Annotated in this window: 9 protein-coding genes and 5 pseudogenes; 6 read left to right on the top strand and 8 right to left on the bottom strand. The window is 65.5% G+C overall.

From position 1 onward, the window contains the following. Positions 1–6 precede the first annotated feature (6 nt). Positions 7–1,151: pseudogene (locus tag LGR69_RS26610) on the top strand (IS3 family transposase). A 429-nt stretch (positions 1,152–1,580) separates the two neighbouring features. Here LGR69_RS26610 and LGR69_RS26615 read toward each other — a convergent pair. From LGR69_RS26615 to LGR69_RS26635, 5 genes are all read right to left on the bottom strand, one after another. Then, positions 1,581–1,700, bottom strand: a complete 120-nt coding sequence (locus LGR69_RS26615) for a helix-turn-helix domain-containing protein (RefSeq protein WP_230367934.1) — start codon at positions 1,698–1,700, stop codon at positions 1,581–1,583. Positions 1,701–1,781: 81 nt separating this feature from the next. Continuing rightward, the gene (locus tag LGR69_RS26620; RefSeq protein ID WP_230367935.1) at positions 1,782–3,071 is read right to left on the bottom strand and encodes an MFS transporter; all 1,290 of its coding nucleotides are present in this window, start codon (positions 3,069–3,071) and stop codon (positions 1,782–1,784) included. 90 nt (positions 3,072–3,161) lie between these two features. Then, positions 3,162–4,754 carry a gamma-glutamyltransferase family protein gene (locus tag LGR69_RS26625; protein ID WP_230367936.1) on the bottom strand — a complete coding sequence of 531 codons (1,593 nt, stop codon included), beginning with the start codon at positions 4,752–4,754 and terminating at the stop codon, positions 3,162–3,164. A 213-nt stretch (positions 4,755–4,967) separates the two neighbouring features. Further along, positions 4,968–5,726 carry an SDR family oxidoreductase gene (locus LGR69_RS26630; protein ID WP_230367937.1) on the bottom strand — a complete coding sequence of 253 codons (759 nt, stop codon included), beginning with the start codon at positions 5,724–5,726 and terminating at the stop codon, positions 4,968–4,970. Between the two features lie 80 nt (positions 5,727–5,806). After that, positions 5,807–7,033 carry an ABC transporter substrate-binding protein gene (locus LGR69_RS26635; protein ID WP_230367938.1) on the bottom strand — a complete coding sequence of 409 codons (1,227 nt, stop codon included), beginning with the start codon at positions 7,031–7,033 and terminating at the stop codon, positions 5,807–5,809. A gap of 211 nt (positions 7,034–7,244) precedes the next feature. Between LGR69_RS26635 and LGR69_RS26640 the strand changes: the two are divergent. The 3 genes and pseudogenes from LGR69_RS26640 to LGR69_RS26650 all read left to right on the top strand — a co-directional run bounded on the left by LGR69_RS26640 (position 7,245) and on the right by LGR69_RS26650 (position 11,311). Further along, positions 7,245–8,271 (top strand): annotated as a pseudogene (locus LGR69_RS26640) (integrase core domain-containing protein). Between the two features lie 550 nt (positions 8,272–8,821). Next, on the top strand, positions 8,822–10,930 hold the full coding sequence (locus tag LGR69_RS26645; protein ID WP_230367939.1) for a TonB-dependent receptor: 2,109 nt from the start codon (positions 8,822–8,824) through the stop codon (positions 10,928–10,930). Between the two features lie 120 nt (positions 10,931–11,050). Next, complete coding sequence (locus LGR69_RS26650) at positions 11,051–11,311, top strand: hypothetical protein (RefSeq protein ID WP_230367940.1); 261 nt, start codon at positions 11,051–11,053, stop codon at positions 11,309–11,311. Here LGR69_RS26650 and LGR69_RS26655 read toward each other — a convergent pair. Together LGR69_RS26655 and LGR69_RS26660 are read right to left on the bottom strand one after the other, a co-directional pair. Continuing rightward, positions 11,277–12,064: pseudogene (locus LGR69_RS26655) on the bottom strand (IS5 family transposase); the annotation flags it as partial. The gene LGR69_RS26650 and the pseudogene LGR69_RS26655 overlap by 35 nt on opposite strands. Positions 12,065–12,089: 25 nt before the next feature. Continuing rightward, positions 12,090–12,998 (bottom strand): annotated as a pseudogene (locus LGR69_RS26660) (MBL fold metallo-hydrolase). Positions 12,999–13,173: 175 nt separating this feature from the next. On the opposite strand from LGR69_RS26660, the pseudogene LGR69_RS26665 reads away from it, so the two are divergent. Further along, positions 13,174–14,514: pseudogene (locus LGR69_RS26665) on the top strand (sensor histidine kinase). Between the two features lie 9 nt (positions 14,515–14,523). After that, positions 14,524–15,183, top strand: coding sequence for a response regulator transcription factor (locus tag LGR69_RS26670; RefSeq protein WP_230367941.1), 660 nt, complete (start codon positions 14,524–14,526; stop codon positions 15,181–15,183). 151 nt (positions 15,184–15,334) lie between these two features. Here the strand turns inward: LGR69_RS26670 and LGR69_RS26675 are convergent, their stop codons facing one another. Beyond that, a complete protein-coding gene (locus LGR69_RS26675) occupies positions 15,335–15,622 on the bottom strand; it encodes a hypothetical protein (RefSeq protein WP_230367942.1) in 288 nt (95 codons plus the stop codon). Between the last annotated feature and the right edge of the window lie 333 nt (positions 15,623–15,955).

The raw sequence follows: 15,955 nt of genomic DNA on the forward strand, positions 1-15,955 counted from the left end.
TGCTCCATGCAGCGTCGCAAGTTCGGGCGTGAGTTCAAGATCGAGGCGGTTCGACTGGTTCGCGAACGTGGTGTCAGTGTCGCGCAAGCGGCGCGTGACCTCGACGTTCACGAGACGATGCTGCACCGGTGGGTGAAGCAGGCGACGGCCGATCCGCAGCACGCCTTTCCCGGTCAGGGCCAGATGAAGCCCGAGCAGATCGAGATTGATCGCCTGCGCAAGGAGGTCGCTCGTCTGAAGGCGGAGCGTGATATCCTAAAAAAAGCCGCCTACTTTGCGAGGGAAGCGATATGAAGTTCGCTTTCATTGCAAAGCATCGCGCCGTCTGGCCGGTGGCCTGGATGTGCTCGGCACTGAGCGTGTCGCGCTCGGGATTCCAGGCTTGGCTCACCCGGACGCCCAGCCAACGCGCACGGGAGGATGAAGTCATCCTGGTCAAGACCCGCGCCAGCTTCGTGACCAGCGACCGCACCTACGGGGCAAGGCGCGTCTGGCGCGACGTGCTGGCCGAGGGCATCTCGTGCGGGCTGCACCGCGTCGAGCGGATCATGCGCCAGAACGCCTTGCGGGCACGGCCACGCCGACGCGGGCTGCCGAAGGACGAGGGTGAGCGGGCGACCACTTCACCCAATCTTCTGGAGCGGCGGTTCGCGGCCGATGCTCCGAACCGAAAATGGATCGCCGACTTCACGTATATCTGGACCGCCGTGGGCTGGCTCTACGTCGCCGCCGTCATCGACTTGTTCTCACGCCGTGTCGTGGGCTGGTCGATGCAGACCAGCATGACGGCGCAACTTGTCACGGATGCGCTCGTCATGGCGATCTGGCGCAGGGGCAAGCCGGATGCTTTGCTGCATCACTCGGATCAGGGTTCGCAATACACGAGTGAAGCCTTCCAGCGTCTAATGGCCGAGCACGATGTGACTTGCTCAATGAGCCGGTCGGGCAACGTATGGGACAACGCGGCGATGGAAAGCTTCTTCTCGTCGCTGAAGACAGAGCGCACGGCCCGGCGGACCTACCGCACACGGGACGAGGCTCGCGCGGACGTGTTCGATTACATCGAGCGCTTCTACAACCTGGCGCGGCGGCACTCGACCTTGGGCTACCTCAGCCCTGTCCAGTTCGAAAACCGAGCCAAGTTAGCTTAGGACGGTGTCCACCAAACCGGCAGCAGGCCAGAGCAACGACTTGGTCTGCAGGCACCGCTTCAGGCCGTTCCCGAGTTGGGGTCGGAGCGCGGCAGGCACCCACATGGTTACGCGGTAGTGCCCGTCGTGGAGCTCCAAGTGGGCGTTCTTCGGATCGGGCTTGCGAGGCAATCGGGTCACCGCGGCGCTGGGGGCCATATATCCCCGGTTTGTCCCGGGATGTGTTCCGGAAAGCCAAGTTCAATCAAGCGCTTCGTCGGTTAACAAAGACCTAGGTTCTGCCCAGGAAAACTTCTTCCGTCTCCGTCAGCTACCTGACACTTCTCCAAGATGACCGACATCGCCCGGCGCGAGTGTCGGGACGAAGATGTCCGGTGACGCAGCGCCGGAAGACCGCGCGGCTGTCCGTCTTCACGCCGCGGGCCGCCGTCACTTCGACACGCAGGACGGGCTGATCTGCAGCGCCGCAGCGATCGGCCGGATACTCTCGCCAGCTTCGTAGCGCGCCACCGCACGGGCCCGCAGGTCGTCCGCGTAAGGCCGCGTCACCCTCCCTCCAAGCGCCGACGCAACGGAGGATCAGATGACCCGATGCCTGAAAGCCCCGATTCGATCAAACTAAGGCACGCTCTAGCGCAGCCCGAATGTCCGCCGGACCAAGACGATGCAGAGCAGGCTGACGCTGGCCGCGAACATCAGGAAGAAGCTCGGGGCGAGCGCCGTGTGGGTGATCGCGATCAGGCTCTCGATCCAGAACGGCGCGAAGCCGCCGAACAGCGTCACGCCGACATTGTAGCTGATGTTCATGCCGGTGCTGCGCGTGCGCGTCGGGAAGATCTCGGCCATGAGCGCCGGAAGCGCCGCGCTGTAGCTCGCCTTGAGGGCGCCGATCAGCGCGAGCACCGGTACGATGACGAGAAGCGCCGGATAGCTGATCAGCAGCGCGAAGGCCGGAAACATCAGCACGAAGACCGCGATCACCACGGCCCGCATGATCGGCGTCCGCCCGACCTTGTCCGACCAGTGCCCGACCAGCGGCGCTACCGTCATCAGCATGACGGCCCCGACGAACGAGGCGACGAAGCCGATCCAGGAGGGCAGGCCGAGCTGGTTGACCGCGTAGGTCGGCGTGTAGCTGATCATGTAGTTCAGCCCCGTGGAGGTCGCCACGAGCCCGGTCGCCAGCAGGATGTTCAGCCATTGCTGCATGAACAGGTCGCGCATGGGCGAGTTGGTCGCCTCCCCTTCGGTCGAGTCCTCGAACTCGGGGGTCTCCGCGATGTTGCGCCGGATGTAGAGGCCGACGGGCCCGATCAGCAATCCGAACGCGAAGGGCAGGCGCCACCCCCAGGAGGCGATCTGGTCCGGGCTGAGCGTGGCGCTCAGGATCACTCCGGACAGGGCCGCCATCACGCTGGCCAGGCCCTGGCTGGCGAACTGGAAGCTCGCGAAGAACCCTTTCCGCGCCGGACCGTGCTCAACCATGAAGGCGGTCGAGGCGCCGAACTCGCCGCCGACGGAAAAGCCCTGGATCAGCCGGGCGGCCAGCACGCCGATCGACGCGAAGATGCCGATCGACTCGTAGGACGGCATCACCACCATCATGAAGGTGCCGATCATCATGAGCAGGATCGACAGCATCAGCGCCGGCTTGCGGCCGACCCTGTCGGCGTACAGGCCGAGCACGATCGCACCCAGCGGACGCATCAGATAGGAGATGCCGAAGCTGCCCAGCGCCAGCAGCAGCGAGGTGGTCGGGTTGCTGCTCGGGAAGAACAGCTTCGAGATCGTGACCGCGAAATACAGGTACAGGGTCAGGTCGTAGAACTCGAGGGCGTTGCCGATCGAGGAGGCGATCACGGCCTTGTACATCTGCGACGCGTCGCGGGAGGGTGCTGCGCGCGCGGCCGCTGCTGACATGATGAACCTGATGCTGGTGCGGGGCGACAAAGGTTGCTGTCCGGCGTGCTCGCAGGCGCCGAACCGTCGTCCATTCCGGTGGCGAGGGCTCTAGAAACCGCCCGCGTGGCCGTCCTTGCGGGGGTCGGAGCCGCCGACGTAGCCGCCGTCGATCCGGCGCACGAGCTGCGCACCGCCGAAGCCGAAGGCGGAATCCGGCGGCTCGCGCACGAGCTCGTGGCCCCGTGCCTCCAGCTCGCCCAGCACCGCGGCCGGGAAGGCGGTCTCGACCGCGACCTGCAATCCGGCGACGTGGCGCCAGCGGGGCGCATCCACGGCGGTCTGCGGGTCCTGCCCCCAGAGCTGGGTCCGCACGAGGACTTGCACGTGCCCCTGCGCCTGGATGGGGCCGCCCATGAAGCCGAAGGCCATCAGCGGCGCCCCGTCCTGCATGACGAAGCCCGGGATGATCGTGTTGAACGGGCGCTTGCGCGGGCCGACCTGGTTGGGATGGCCCTCGGCCAGGGTGAAGCCGTAGCCGCGGTTCTGCAGGCTGATGCCGGTCTCCGGCACCACCACCCCGGAGCCGAAACCCGAATAATTCGACTGGATGTAGGAGACCATCATGCCGTCGGCATCGCCGGTGGCGAGGCATACGGTGCCGCCCTCGTTCGGCGCCCCGTGGCCGAAGACCTGCGCGCGCCGGCGGTCGATCAGGGCCGCCCGGGAGGCGAGATAGGCAGGATCGAGCAGGTGGTCGTGGGTGACCTTGGTCATGTAGCGCAGGTCGGCCGCGTAGGCGTAGACGTCCGCGAAGGCGAGCTTCATCGCCTCGATCTGCAGATGGAGCGCGTCGGGGCTGTCCGCGGGCAGGTCCGCGAGGCCGGTCGAGCGCAGGATCCCCAGCGCCATCAGGGCCGCGATGCCCTGCCCGTTCGGCGGGATCTCGTGCAGGCTCGCGCCGCCGAAATCCTGCCGGATGGTGCCGCACCAATCCGTGCTGTGCTCCGCCAAGTCGCTCTCGTCGAGGGCGGCGCCGTGCTGGCGGGCGAAATCCGCGATCCGGTGCGCCAGCTCGCCCCGGTAGAAGGCCTCGCCCCGCGTCTCGGCGATCAGCCGGAGCGTCCGGGCATGGCCGGGGGCCCGGAACAGCTCGCCGGCGGCCGGCGTCCGCCCGTCGGGCATGAAGGTCGCCGCGAAGCCGGGCTGGGTCTTCAGCTCCGCCGCGCCGCGCCGCCATAGCTCGGCGATGACCGGCGAGACCAGGAAGCCCTCCTCCGCGTAGCCGATGGCCGGCTCGAACAGGCGCGCGAACGGCAGGCGTCCGAACCGCCGCGACAGCTCCACCCAGGCCGAGACCGCGCCGGGCACCGTGACGGTGTCCCAGCCGCGATGCGGAAACGCACTGTGCTGGGCGAAGCGCTCCGGCGTCCAGCCGGCCGGCGAGCGCCCTGATGCGTTGAGCCCGTGCAGCTGGCCCTCGTGCCACAGTATGCAGAAGGCGTCCGACCCGATGCCGTTGCCGGTGGGCTCGACCACGGTCAGCGCGATGGCCGCGGCCAGCGCCGCGTCGAGGGCGTTCCCACCCTGGTGCAGCATCCTCAGCCCGGCCTGCGTGGCAAGGGGCTGCGAGGTGGCGACGAGGTTCCGGGCGAAGACCGGCGAGCGCCGGGAAGCGTAGATCGCGTCGTGTCGGTATTGCATCATCGGTCTCGTGGACGGCCAGGCTCCCGGAGCCCGTCTTGGCAAGCCTTATGCCCTTTATTCCGGGCCACGTTGAGCGGGGGGCACTGTCCGGATGGCCGTGACCGGAATCTCCTGGCCGAACAGCCGTATTCGGCGGCGCATCCAGAACGATGCCACCGAATACGCCCTTCGCCTCGGGGCCGGACGCGTGCAGGCTCGCGTCCCGGCGGCCTAGAGCCTCACGCCTTCCAGATAGCCGCGGTTCCAGGTCGGGCTGATGAGGATCTCGTTGACGCAGACGGTCGACGGAAGCCGCGCCACGAACAGGATCGTCTCGGCGAGATCCTCGGATTGCAGCATGCGCGCCTTGTCGTCCGCGGTGACCGGAACAGGACGCTTCTCCAGGATCGGCGTCGCGACCTCGCCCGGGCAGATGCAGCAGGAGCGGATGCCGTGGCCGCATTCCTCCTGGTTCAGGCTCTCGGAGAGCGCGACCAGTCCGTGCTTGGCCGCGGAATAGGCCGGCCCGGTCAGCTTGGAGACGTAGCGGCCGGCCCAGGACGAGACCTGGACGATCAGGCCGCCGCCCTGGGCGCGCATCGTCGGCAGGACGGCCCGGGAGGCGTAGAAGGGGCCGTTGAGATCGACGCCGATGACCGCGTCGATGTCGGCGGGCGAGATCTCGCTCCAACTCCGCTTCGGCACGTTGAGCCCGGCGGAGTTCACCAGGATGTCGCAGCGCCGGTAGGCCGCGTGGACCGCGTCCCAGGCGCGTTCCACCGCGTCGGCGCAGCCCATGTCGGCCGCCGCCACCAACGCCTCGCCACCCACGGCGCGGACCTGTTCCGCGGTCTGCTCCAGGGCCTCCGCCCGGCGTCCCGTGAGGGCGAGCCGCACCCCGGCCCGGGCCAGCGCCACCGCGGCGGCCTGTCCGATGCCGGACCCGGCGCCCGTCACCCAGGCGACCTGTCCTTCGATATCGCGCAGCATGTCGAGCTATCTCCCAGGTGTCCCGTGCCGGTCGCGGCCATGACCGGGCGCATCGATCGGGTGCCCCTCTCCCTCGTCCTCTAGCCCTTGCCGGCTAGGGGGCAGCCGCCGTCCGCGAGGGGGCGGAACGCCTGCTCGGCGGGAATGGTATCGAGGAGCTTGTACAGGTCCCACGCGCCCTTGGATTCGGCCGGTGCCTTCACCTCGAACAGGTACATCGGGTGCAGCTTGCGGCCATCGACCCGAACGGATCCCTTGCCGAACAGCGGGTCGTCCGTCGGGTTGGCCTTCATCCAGGCCATCGTCGTCTGCGCGTCCTTCGACTTGGTCGCCGCCACCGCCTTTAGGTAATGCAGGAGTCCGGCATAGACGCCCGCCTGGTTCATCGTCGGCATGCTGCCGTTGTGGAGCCGCGCGAAGCGCTCGGAGAAGGCGCGCGTGTCCGGGTTGAGGTCCCAGTAGAACGACTCGGTGAGCACCAGTCCGCGGGCCGTCTGCAGGCCGAGCGCATGCACGTCCACGGCGTAGATGAGCAGCGCAGCGAGCGTCTGGCCGCTGTCCATGAGGCCGAACTCGTGCGCCTGCTTGACGGCGTTGATGGTGTCGCCGCCGGCATTGGCGAGCCCGACCACCTTCGCCTGCGAAGCCTGGGCTTGGAGTAGGAACGACGAGAAGTCGGCGGCCGGAAACGGAACCTTGGCGGCCCCGAGTACGCGGCCCCCGCCCTTCTGGACGACCGCGGTGGCCTCGTTCTGGAGCGAGATCCCGAACGCGTAGTCGGCGGTGAGGAAGTACCAGGTCCCGCCCCCGCGCTTGAGCATGGCGCCGGCCGTGCCGTGCGCCAAGGCGTAGGTGTCGTAGGTCCACTGGATCGTGTTGGGCGAGCAGGCCTTGCCGGTCAGGTCCGTGGTGCCGGCGCCGGAATCGATGAAGATCCTGGTCTTCTCGCGGGTGACCTGGCTCACCGCCAGGGCCACCGAGGAGGTCGGCACGTCGAAGATCGCGTCGACGCCGTCGCGGTCGTACCATTGCCGCGCGATGGCCGCGCCGACATCCGGCTTGTTCTGGTGGTCGGCGGCGACGAGCTCGACCCGCACCTCGGCGCCGGTCGTGGCGGAGTCCCTGGCAAAGTCCTCGATCGCGAGCCGCGCGGCGACGACGGACCCCGGCCCGCCCGTGTCGGAATAGACCCCGGACATGTCGTTGAGGACGCCGACCTTCAGGCGGATCGGCTCGGCGGAGGCTGTCCCGGCCAAGGCACTGCAGGCGATCGCGGCCGCGAGGACGCAATTGCGGATCAGCGCCATGATAGACCTCCCGCGGAACGGTTCTTTTTATGAGCGCTACGAGGGCACGGGCTACAACCCAGCGTCAAGCCCGATCCCGCGGGCTGCATGCGCGGTTCGGTGTTTCGTTTCGCCCGCAAATGGCCGAACGCGGCGCGTCCGCTCTAAGTTGTGCAGTCCCGGAGTGTGATGGTGCATCATCAATCCTGACGCGTCAGGAGGAGGATGGCCTATGGCAAGCGTTCTTCACGGCAGCGCCCGAACGACGCCGCGTATTCGAGCTGAGCTCCAAGCGTCGCAAGAAAATAGCCGCGCCCTGGCCGCCGCGTACGGGCTGAACCCGAAGACGGTCGCCAAATGGCGTGGGCTTGCTCTGACGAGCGATGCTCCGATGGGCCCGAAGAAGCCTAAGAGCACGGTCCTGACGCCGGCCGAGGAGGCCATCGTGGTCGTGTTTCGGCGTCGGACGCTTCTGCCGCTCGACGGTGTCCTGGGCTGCCTGCGCGACACGATCCCCAACTTGAGCCGCTCCGCTCTGCATCGATGTCTGCAACGGCACGGCATCTCCCGCCTTCCGGCCGACGAGACGACGCAGACGCGCAAGCGCTTCAAGATCTACGAGATTGGCTACGTGCATATCAACAGTTGTAGTCTGCGCCACGCCGACGGCAAGTTGGTCATACTCCTGGAAATCGGCCCAACTTAGAAGTTTATATACGTCGAATTCTACGATAGAGCGGGAAAGAAGGAGGAAGCAGCCTTCCTCAGGACCGTCGTGGCTGCCTTCCTCTACTAAATTCCCACGGTGCTGACCGACAACGGCATGGCCTTCGCCGATCTGCCGAAGAACAGGACTGGGCCAAGCCGACAGTTTCTCGGACCGCACATTTTCGATCGCGTCTGTATCGAGCACGGCATCGAGCATCGCCTGACCAAGCCCTACCATCCCTGGACCAATGGGCCCTTCGACAGGCTCAGGATGAGGGTCCGAGCGCATGAACCGCACGATCAAGGATGCGACCGTAAAGGTCTTTCACTACAACGATCTGAAGAGCCTGAGAGCGCATGTCCTGGTCTTCGTCACAGCCTACAATTTCGCCAAGCACCTCAAGGCGCTCCGTCGGACGACCCCGTTTCAGACCAACTGTCACGCCTGGACCAACGACCCAGACCGGTTCAGGATCAATTTGCATCACTTCATCCCGGGACCATACATTCCCGCCCCCACGGGTGAGGTGGCCGTTCGCATTCATTCGTAAGTCTGGTGCTTAAAATCTGTGTAGCCGGTAGAGACGAGCCGGTGTTCACTGCGACGGCAAGCAATCTAATTCGACATTGTGATTCTTTACTTTAGCATGACAGTCGCGGGGTGGCGAATCACCGGGGTTCGACGGACGATCCGCGTGCTCGGTGTTCGGCGGGATCGCTGGCACGGGCAGCTCCGGGACGCAGACCCTTTCGTCCAGCTCAGCCGTAATGACAATTTCGTGAGCATACGTTCATCCTGATGAGGCCGTGGCGTCGCGCCTGTTCCTAGAATTTATTTATCGGCTAATTCGTTATTCTGCCGATCATGCCACATTTATTATGACATAACATCATTAAATTCCGTGTAAATATCAGTATAAGCAGTAAAAAACATAACAGGAAACACTGCATTTGTTTATTATCGCAATTCTAAAATGTAACTATCTCGCAACTTTTGCGTAAAATTGCCGAGATAACTTCGGATCGGATTGACCTAACCCGAAGACGAAGCAAGATTCGAGGCATTTTTTACGTGCAAGTTGTATTGGGCGAGCGAGAAAAATGTCGGATCGAGGCAGCGGCAACGCAGGCGTCGCGAGAGTTGCGATCGGATCAACACTCATCGGCGCCGCACTTGCCTTTGCGGGGCCATCCGCCTTCGCGCAGGAGCCGGGCAACGGTCAGCAGGCCATCATGCTCGACGAGTTGGTCGTCACCGGCGAGAAGATCGACCGCACGCTCCGGCGAACCGCGAGTTCCGTGACGGTCATCACAGCCGAGGAAGCCAGGAACAAGCCCTATGCCGGCACGACCAGCGAGCTTCTGGAATTCGGCGTGCCCAATCTCAACTTCACCAGCACGACCTCGGCTCCGGTCATCCGGGGCATCGACTCGAACGGCCCGCTCATCGGCGGCAACGCATTCCTGTCCCGCCCGATACCCAGGGCGACGATCAGCATAGACGGCCGCTATCTCACCGCAGCCGAGTTCGGGATCGGCAGCGCTCCGATCTGGGACCTCAAGTCCCTGGAGGTGTTCCGCGGACCACAGACGACGACCCAGGGTGCGAACGCCATCGCCGGCGCGATCATCGTGACGACCAACGATCCGACCTTCACGCCCGAGGCCGGAGGGCAGGTTCTGTACGGGAGTTTCGGACGGATGCGCGCTTCGGCGGTCGTGTCCGGTCCGGTCAGCGACGAACTCGCCATCCGCGGCGCCGTCGACTACAGTGGTCGCGATACGTTCATCACGTATGTCAATCCGAGTTTCACGGCTCACGACAAGGATTTCGGGTTCGACAATCTGGACGCCCGGTTCAAGGCGCTCTGGCGACCGACGGATTTCTCCGGCTTCGAGGCGAAAGCGACCTTCGCCCACACGCATGTGGGGCGTCCGAGCAACGAGATCGCAAGCGATCCGGTCAGGCGGCTCAGAAGCTTCGCGACGTACAACGACAATCAGCGCATTGACTCCGACGCTGGCATTGTCGATCTCAGCTACGACTTCGGAAACAACATCCGTCTGACCAATCAGACGGTCGCCGGACATTCCCTGTACGATTTCTACTTCGCGCCGCCGTTCGCGGGCATCGCCAAGCGCGGGACGGACACCTACCAGCAGGAAACACGGCTCAATTTCGGAACGGTCAACTCGGAGTGGTCCGGCGTCGCCGGCATCTTCTACTCGGACGAGACGGCCCGCAACATCCTCAACAATGCCCTCGGCAAGGCCGACGCACGCCTGGGACACGACAGCCTGGGCCTCTACTCCGAGTTGACTTGGCGTTTCGCGGACCCGTGGCGCCTGACGGGCGGCCTTCGCTATCAGAATGATCGCATCCGGCAGAACGGCAACTCGACCTATGTGCCGAACGTCGACTACGCCTACGACAAGAGCTTCGGTGCGATCCTTCCGAAAGTCGCCTTGAGCTATGATGTGAACGAGCAACTGACCGTCGGCGGATTGATCAGCACAGGGTTCAGCCCGGGCGGAACCGGACTCAATTTCACTGGGCATCGATACTACACATTCAAGGACGAGTACGCGACGAACTACGAACTATTCGCGCGCTCCAGCCTCTTGGACGGCACGCTCTTCCTGACGTCCAACCTGTTCTATACGGAATACAAAGACTTTCAGGCCTCCGTTCAGGACTACGTCAATGGACGGCCATTCGGCTCGATCCTCGTCAATGCCGACCTGGTGGAAACCTACGGCACGGAGCTGGCTGCGAACTATCAGATCCTGGAAAGCCTCAGCCTCCGGGGCAGTGTCGGTCTCCTGCACGCTGAAATCAGCAAATTCGAGGATGCACGGGGAAGCGTCTTCCGCGGCAACAAGCTTGGCCGGGCGCCCGGCTACATGGTCTCGGCCGGCGTCGATTGGAAGCTCATCCCCAAGCTGACGATCTCGGCTGAAGTTCGCCGCAGCGATGGCTATTTCTCCGATGATGCCAATACGCCCGAGCTGCGTATCGCTGCCTATACCGTCGCCAATGCCCGGGTTTCGTACGCGCTCGCCGAGCAGCAGGAGCTGTTCCTCTACGCGAACAACCTGTTCGATACGCGGGTGCCGACCCTGAGGAGTTTCGATCGTACGACGCGGGGCTACAGCGGGGCGATGCTGGTTCCGCTGGAGGTCGGCGGCGGCGTGAGACTGCACTTCTGACGATGATCGGCACCGGGTGGCGCGTCCCGCGCCCTCGCCACCTGGTGTCACCCGTGAGCCCCCGGCATCCATGGCGGGCCGCCCGCCCTCGATGCGATCGACGGACGCGAAGCGTGCCCCATGGCGTCCCATGTGGCGCCCCATGACGTTGCCATCGCGCCGGGATCCGCCGCCCGGTCCCGGAAGGCGCCGAGCCCGGTACAGGAACGGCTCGAGCCGGGCCGCAGGCGATTGATGGTCGTGATGGCGCTGTCGGCTGGTGGCGCGATTCGGATGGCGGCAACGCTCATTGGTGTGGCGCGGATCGCGGCGCTGTCGCTCGACGCGCTGCGGTGGACCACCTCGCTCAGCATCCTGAGAGCGCCGAACGGAACCGTTTGATCTGGTTGAGGGTGATGAGGCTCGCGGCGAGGCTGGTGACGGCCTCGTAGATGCCGCCACGCCGCTCGTAGCGGATCGACAGGCGGCGGAAGCGATCGAACCAGGCGTGGGTGCCCTCATCCTGAGTGTGTCGAAGGATCGACGACCCAGCGGTGAAGCCCGCGCTTTTCGCTGCTCTCGATGCCTTTGCGCGCGATGCGCGGCACGATCCCGCGCCCGGCCCTCCTGGCGTCGGACCTTGGCATCGTAGGCCTTGTGCAGCCTACTGGGCCGCCAACGCAGGCGTCCACGCCGTCCGGTGCGCAGGGGTGGGATAGCGTCGAGCGGCGGGGCCAGCATCGGGCTGTCGTGTCGGTTGGCCTCACTCAGGCAGAAGCCGATGGTTCGACAGGCTCACCATGAGGGGCGTCCCGCGCGCATCGGTGATGAGGCGGCGCTTCGTGCCCGGCTTGCCCCGATCCGTCGGGTTCGGGCCGGTGGCAGAGCCCCTTTTTTTCGGCGCGACAGACGCACTGTTAGGCTCGCCCGGCTCCAGTCGATTGGCCCGACCGCATGCGGGCGCTCTAGCAGAACCTGATGCAGGTGCGCTCAGACGCCCGCCTTCTGCCAGTCGCGCAGACGCCGCCAGCAACTCATCCTGCAGCCACAGCCCAGCTCGGCCCGCAGCATCTTCCAGGGCAGGCGCAAGCGCAGCACGAACAGGATCCCGGTCAGCGCGGCCCGGTTCTCGATCTGGCGACGACTGCCCTTCGGCGCGGCCCAGGAAGATCGGGCGTACTCAGATTAGCGCGTATCCCGCACCGGCACGCTTGATCCTGCCGCGGAAGGCCAGGTGCATTCCGGTCACGCTCAAACCCTCCGTCGCCGCCCGATCGAGGATGTGCCGTCGGGTCGCGATCGCCTCCGCTGGATCGGTGTCCCAGATCACCGTCCAGTCCGGGTGTCGCATCTGCAGGATCTAAGAGTGAACGATGTCGCCCCAGATCAGGAGCCGCTCGGAGGCGTCCGCGATCAGCACGCCCATATGTCCCGGCGTATGGCCGGGCAGCGGGAGGGCGCGGATACCCGGCGCGAGTTCGGCTTCGCCGGAGACACGCCGGATCCGATCCGCGTAAGCCGCCAGCACCGCCTGCGCCGTATCGAACATCGGGCTCAACGCGGCCGGAGCGGAAGCCCGGGTACCCGCATCCGATCAGTAGGCCACCTCGCGCTCTTGCAGCACGAGTTCGGCGTTCGCGAACCGCGCGAGGCGGCTCGGAGTCAGAAGGCCGCCGGCATGGTCGGCGTGAAGATGGCTCAGCAAGATGGTCTCGACCTGATCCGGCCGCACGCTTTCTGCCGCCAGCGCCGCGGTTACCCGGTTGAACCCCGGACCGAGGACGGTGCCGCAGCCCGCGTCGAGCAGCCAGTGCCGTTCTTCCCGCCGGATCAGGAACGCATTGACCGGCTCCGGCGAGGGACCTTTCGCCGGTAGTCCGGCCTCCCTCAACAAATCCTGTCCGGCTTGGCCCTCGGCGGCCGGGATCATGCTCGATTCCAGCGGAAACAATCCGTCCCGCAGCGGCGTAACTGTGAATGTCCCGACCCTATAGGAACCAGCTACGGGCGCGGCCGTGGTCGATCGCAGGCCAAGCGGCAGCAGGGCGGAGGCGGCCAGCAGGCCGCGGCGGGAGAGATCAAAGGACATGGCCGGCTCTATGGAGATGAGACAGTGCCATCTTCCGGATCGCGCAGGGACCGAGCCAGGGAAGTCCTCCCGCCAATGCCCGGGCATTCTTCCCGACCTTGCGTGACACAGCTTGCGCGCCGGGACGTTCCCGATGCCAATTCAGAACCTCGCTTCAAGCCCGGCTGTTTCACCCATGAGCCTGCCCGCGCATCTCGGCCTACGCCTCATCGTCGTCGCCATACTGTGCCTGGCGGGAGCGGTCACATAGATCGCGTGGGACGCCCATGCGAGCCTCCGCTGGGAGGCTACGACCTCGGCCAATCGGATTGCCGCTCAATCTGCGCGCCAGCCTGGCCTCGGCAGTGCCGGGCCGGCCGCGATACCCGCAACCGCTCCGCAGACCGCGCCGGCTATTCTCGCGCTCCTGCTGGGGATCTGCGCCGACATCCATCTCGGCGTTGAATTGCCCCGCCGCTTCTGCGGTGACTGGGACGGCCTCGACGCCGCCCCCGCATGGTTTCGCAAGGTGCTTGCGTGGGAGGCCAACGCCGAACCGACGATCCGGGCGATCGTCTATCGCGAGCGCTCCATTGGCAGCGTGACGGCTTGGCCCGAGCCGATGGCTGCAGCGGCCCGGGTCTGGCGGCGGATGCGCCTTGCCGGCGGCCTTACCCTTGGGCTGGCGGCGGCGACGGTGCTTCTCAGCTGGCTCGCCGTCATGCGTCTCGTCGCGCCCGTCGGACGGATCGTGCGAGGGCTGGAGAACCTTGACACGACCGGCATGCGATCGCCGCTGCCACGCTTCGCCGCTGCCGAGTTCGACCGGATTGCGCTTGCCTGTAATGGGCTCGCCGACCGGCTTGGTCGCACTGAGGCCGAGCGCGCGGGCCTGATGCAGCGCCTCGTCACGGTTCAGGAAGAGGAGCGGCAGGCGCTCGCCCGGGACCTTCACGATGCCTTCGGCCAATGCCTCGCCGCCGCTGGCGCACGCGCCGCCGCGATCGAGCTGGCCGCTCCTTCGGACCGGGAGGACCTGCGCGAGGACGCCCGCGGCATCGAGGCCGTCGTCTCCACCATGCGGGAGAGCCTGCCCGGAGCTCTGGCCCGACTCGAACTCCCCGATTTCGCTGGCATCGGGCTGGATGATGCCCTTCGCGGCCTCATTGCGACCTGGCGGGGGCAACTCAGGTCCAGCCCGGCTCTCCATCTCGACGTGGCTGGCGATCTCACCGACATCCCCGTGAACGTGTCGGTGAGCGTCTACCGGATCGCACAGGAACTTCTGACGAACGCCCTCCGCCATGGCAGACCGAGCCGGATCTTCATGCGGCTCGATCGGGCTGAAGTCGGGCGACGAACGGTGACGTTGACCCTGGACGACGATGGTGGGGGTAATGTGCCCCAAACGGCGACCCACACAGGCCGTGGCCTCGTCGGCATCCGAGCGCGGCTGGCCCCCCTCGGAGGAAGCCTCTCGCTCACCGGCACCGGCAACGGCATCCGTGCCTGCGCATCGGTGCCAACCATCGGGTGAGATCGCGTCATGGCTACGTCCATTCTCCTCGTCGATGACCATCCTGTCGTACGGGAAGGCTATCGCCGCCTGATCGAGCGACAGCAGGGCTGGGAGGTGATTGCGGAAGCCGAGAGCGCGGCGGCGGCCTATCGTCAATACAGGGCTCATGCGCCGGATCTCGTTATCCTCGACCCGTCGCTGCCAGGCCCGAGCGGTATCGAGGCCATCCGTCACATCCGCCAATGGGACGGAACAGCCCGCATCCTAGTGTTCAGCATGCGCACAGGGGCGTTGGTCGCGCGCCAAGCCTTCGCGGCGGGCGCGTCCGGCTATGTCAGCAAGGCGAGCCCTCCCCGCGAGTTGCTGACGGCGGTGTCCGCCGTTCTCCGCGGCGAGCGGGCGATGAGCGCCGACATCGCGCGTGCGATCGCACAGGACGAGGTGGCGGGTGGCCGCGCCGGTCTCGACGACCTGACTTCTCGAGAGCTCGAAATCCTGAGCTTGACCGCCGGGGGGATGACCGCCCAGGCCGTGGCCGAGATGCTGTGCTTGAGCTTGAAGACGGTACACAACAACCTATCGGTGATCCGTACCAAGCTCGGCGCGCGCACCGATGCGCACCTCGTTTGGATCGCCCTGGGGGCGGGGCTGGTATCGCCATCCGAGGGATTACCGAGCAGAGAATGACGTCGTGGGAGGATGTGTGGAGAGCGCTTACTCGACAGCAGACGGCCAGAAATCAATCCCTGCGGTCGCGCCGAATGCCATCGGCGCATCGCGAAAGCAGCTATTCGTTTATCTTCGAGCAACTTCAATTCGGAAGTTGATCGCGGGCCTCTCAAGATTGGCGGATGATCAAGCTCGGCGCATGCCTGTTCGATAACAGAAATTCCACTGCCTCTTCGGACCAGCCGTTCCACGTCATCCACGTCCACAACTCGCCGGTCTCGTCGAGGACCGGGCTTATGGATGAATCCTCGGTGACGTTCTCGTATCGCTGGAAAGCAGGGCGGGAATTTGCGTCCCAGGCGTAACGCGGCTCGCGATGTGCGCCGATGACAAAATTCCCGGCTTCATCAACGGGATGATGCCAATCGGGTGGAATTCTAACCACCTCGATCCCCATGCCCCTCCCCCTGTGGGCGGACGAGAGCGGGGCAAACCTGGGGTGATGCTGGCCTAAAACAGCCAACCTCAACATTCGACGAGGGGCGAGAGCGGGCAAAAATCCAAGATCTGTCTTGATGCTTGTGCCGCTTAGAAGCAGATCAGCCGACACCCACCCCGCTTGGTCACTCGCCCTTCGGTCTGTTTCGGTCACGCGACCCTGTATGGCGAAGTGCCTGAGATCCAACGTTCTCACGAACCACACGCGGGGGGAAGCTAGAGCACTTTCGGTTTGGGCTGAGTCGGATGCCTGGGGTTCACGCGGGGCTGTTGGGCTGATTCATTGCGCACT

This window comes from Methylobacterium brachiatum (genome assembly GCF_020523825.1).
GTDB classification, from domain to species: Bacteria; Pseudomonadota; Alphaproteobacteria; order Rhizobiales; family Beijerinckiaceae; genus Methylobacterium; species Methylobacterium brachiatum.

Coding starts and splice junctions, on each gene's coding strand:
- LGR69_RS26630 (WP_230367937.1), bottom strand. CDS start 5,726: ATGCTGCGCGATATCGAAGGACAGGTCGCCTGGGTGACGGGCGCCGGG.
- LGR69_RS26635 (WP_230367938.1), bottom strand. CDS start 7,033: ATGGCGCTGATCCGCAATTGCGTCCTCGCGGCCGCGATCGCCTGCAGT.
- LGR69_RS26625 (WP_230367936.1), bottom strand. CDS start 4,754: ATGCAATACCGACACGACGCGATCTACGCTTCCCGGCGCTCGCCGGTC.
- LGR69_RS26670 (WP_230367941.1), top strand. CDS start 14,524: ATGGCTACGTCCATTCTCCTCGTCGATGACCATCCTGTCGTACGGGAA.
- LGR69_RS26645 (WP_230367939.1), top strand. CDS start 8,822: ATGTCGGATCGAGGCAGCGGCAACGCAGGCGTCGCGAGAGTTGCGATC.
- LGR69_RS26620 (WP_230367935.1), bottom strand. CDS start 3,071: ATGTCAGCAGCGGCCGCGCGCGCAGCACCCTCCCGCGACGCGTCGCAG.
- LGR69_RS26675 (WP_230367942.1), bottom strand. CDS start 15,622: ATGGGGATCGAGGTGGTTAGAATTCCACCCGATTGGCATCATCCCGTT.
- LGR69_RS26650 (WP_230367940.1), top strand. CDS start 11,051: ATGGCGTCCCATGTGGCGCCCCATGACGTTGCCATCGCGCCGGGATCC.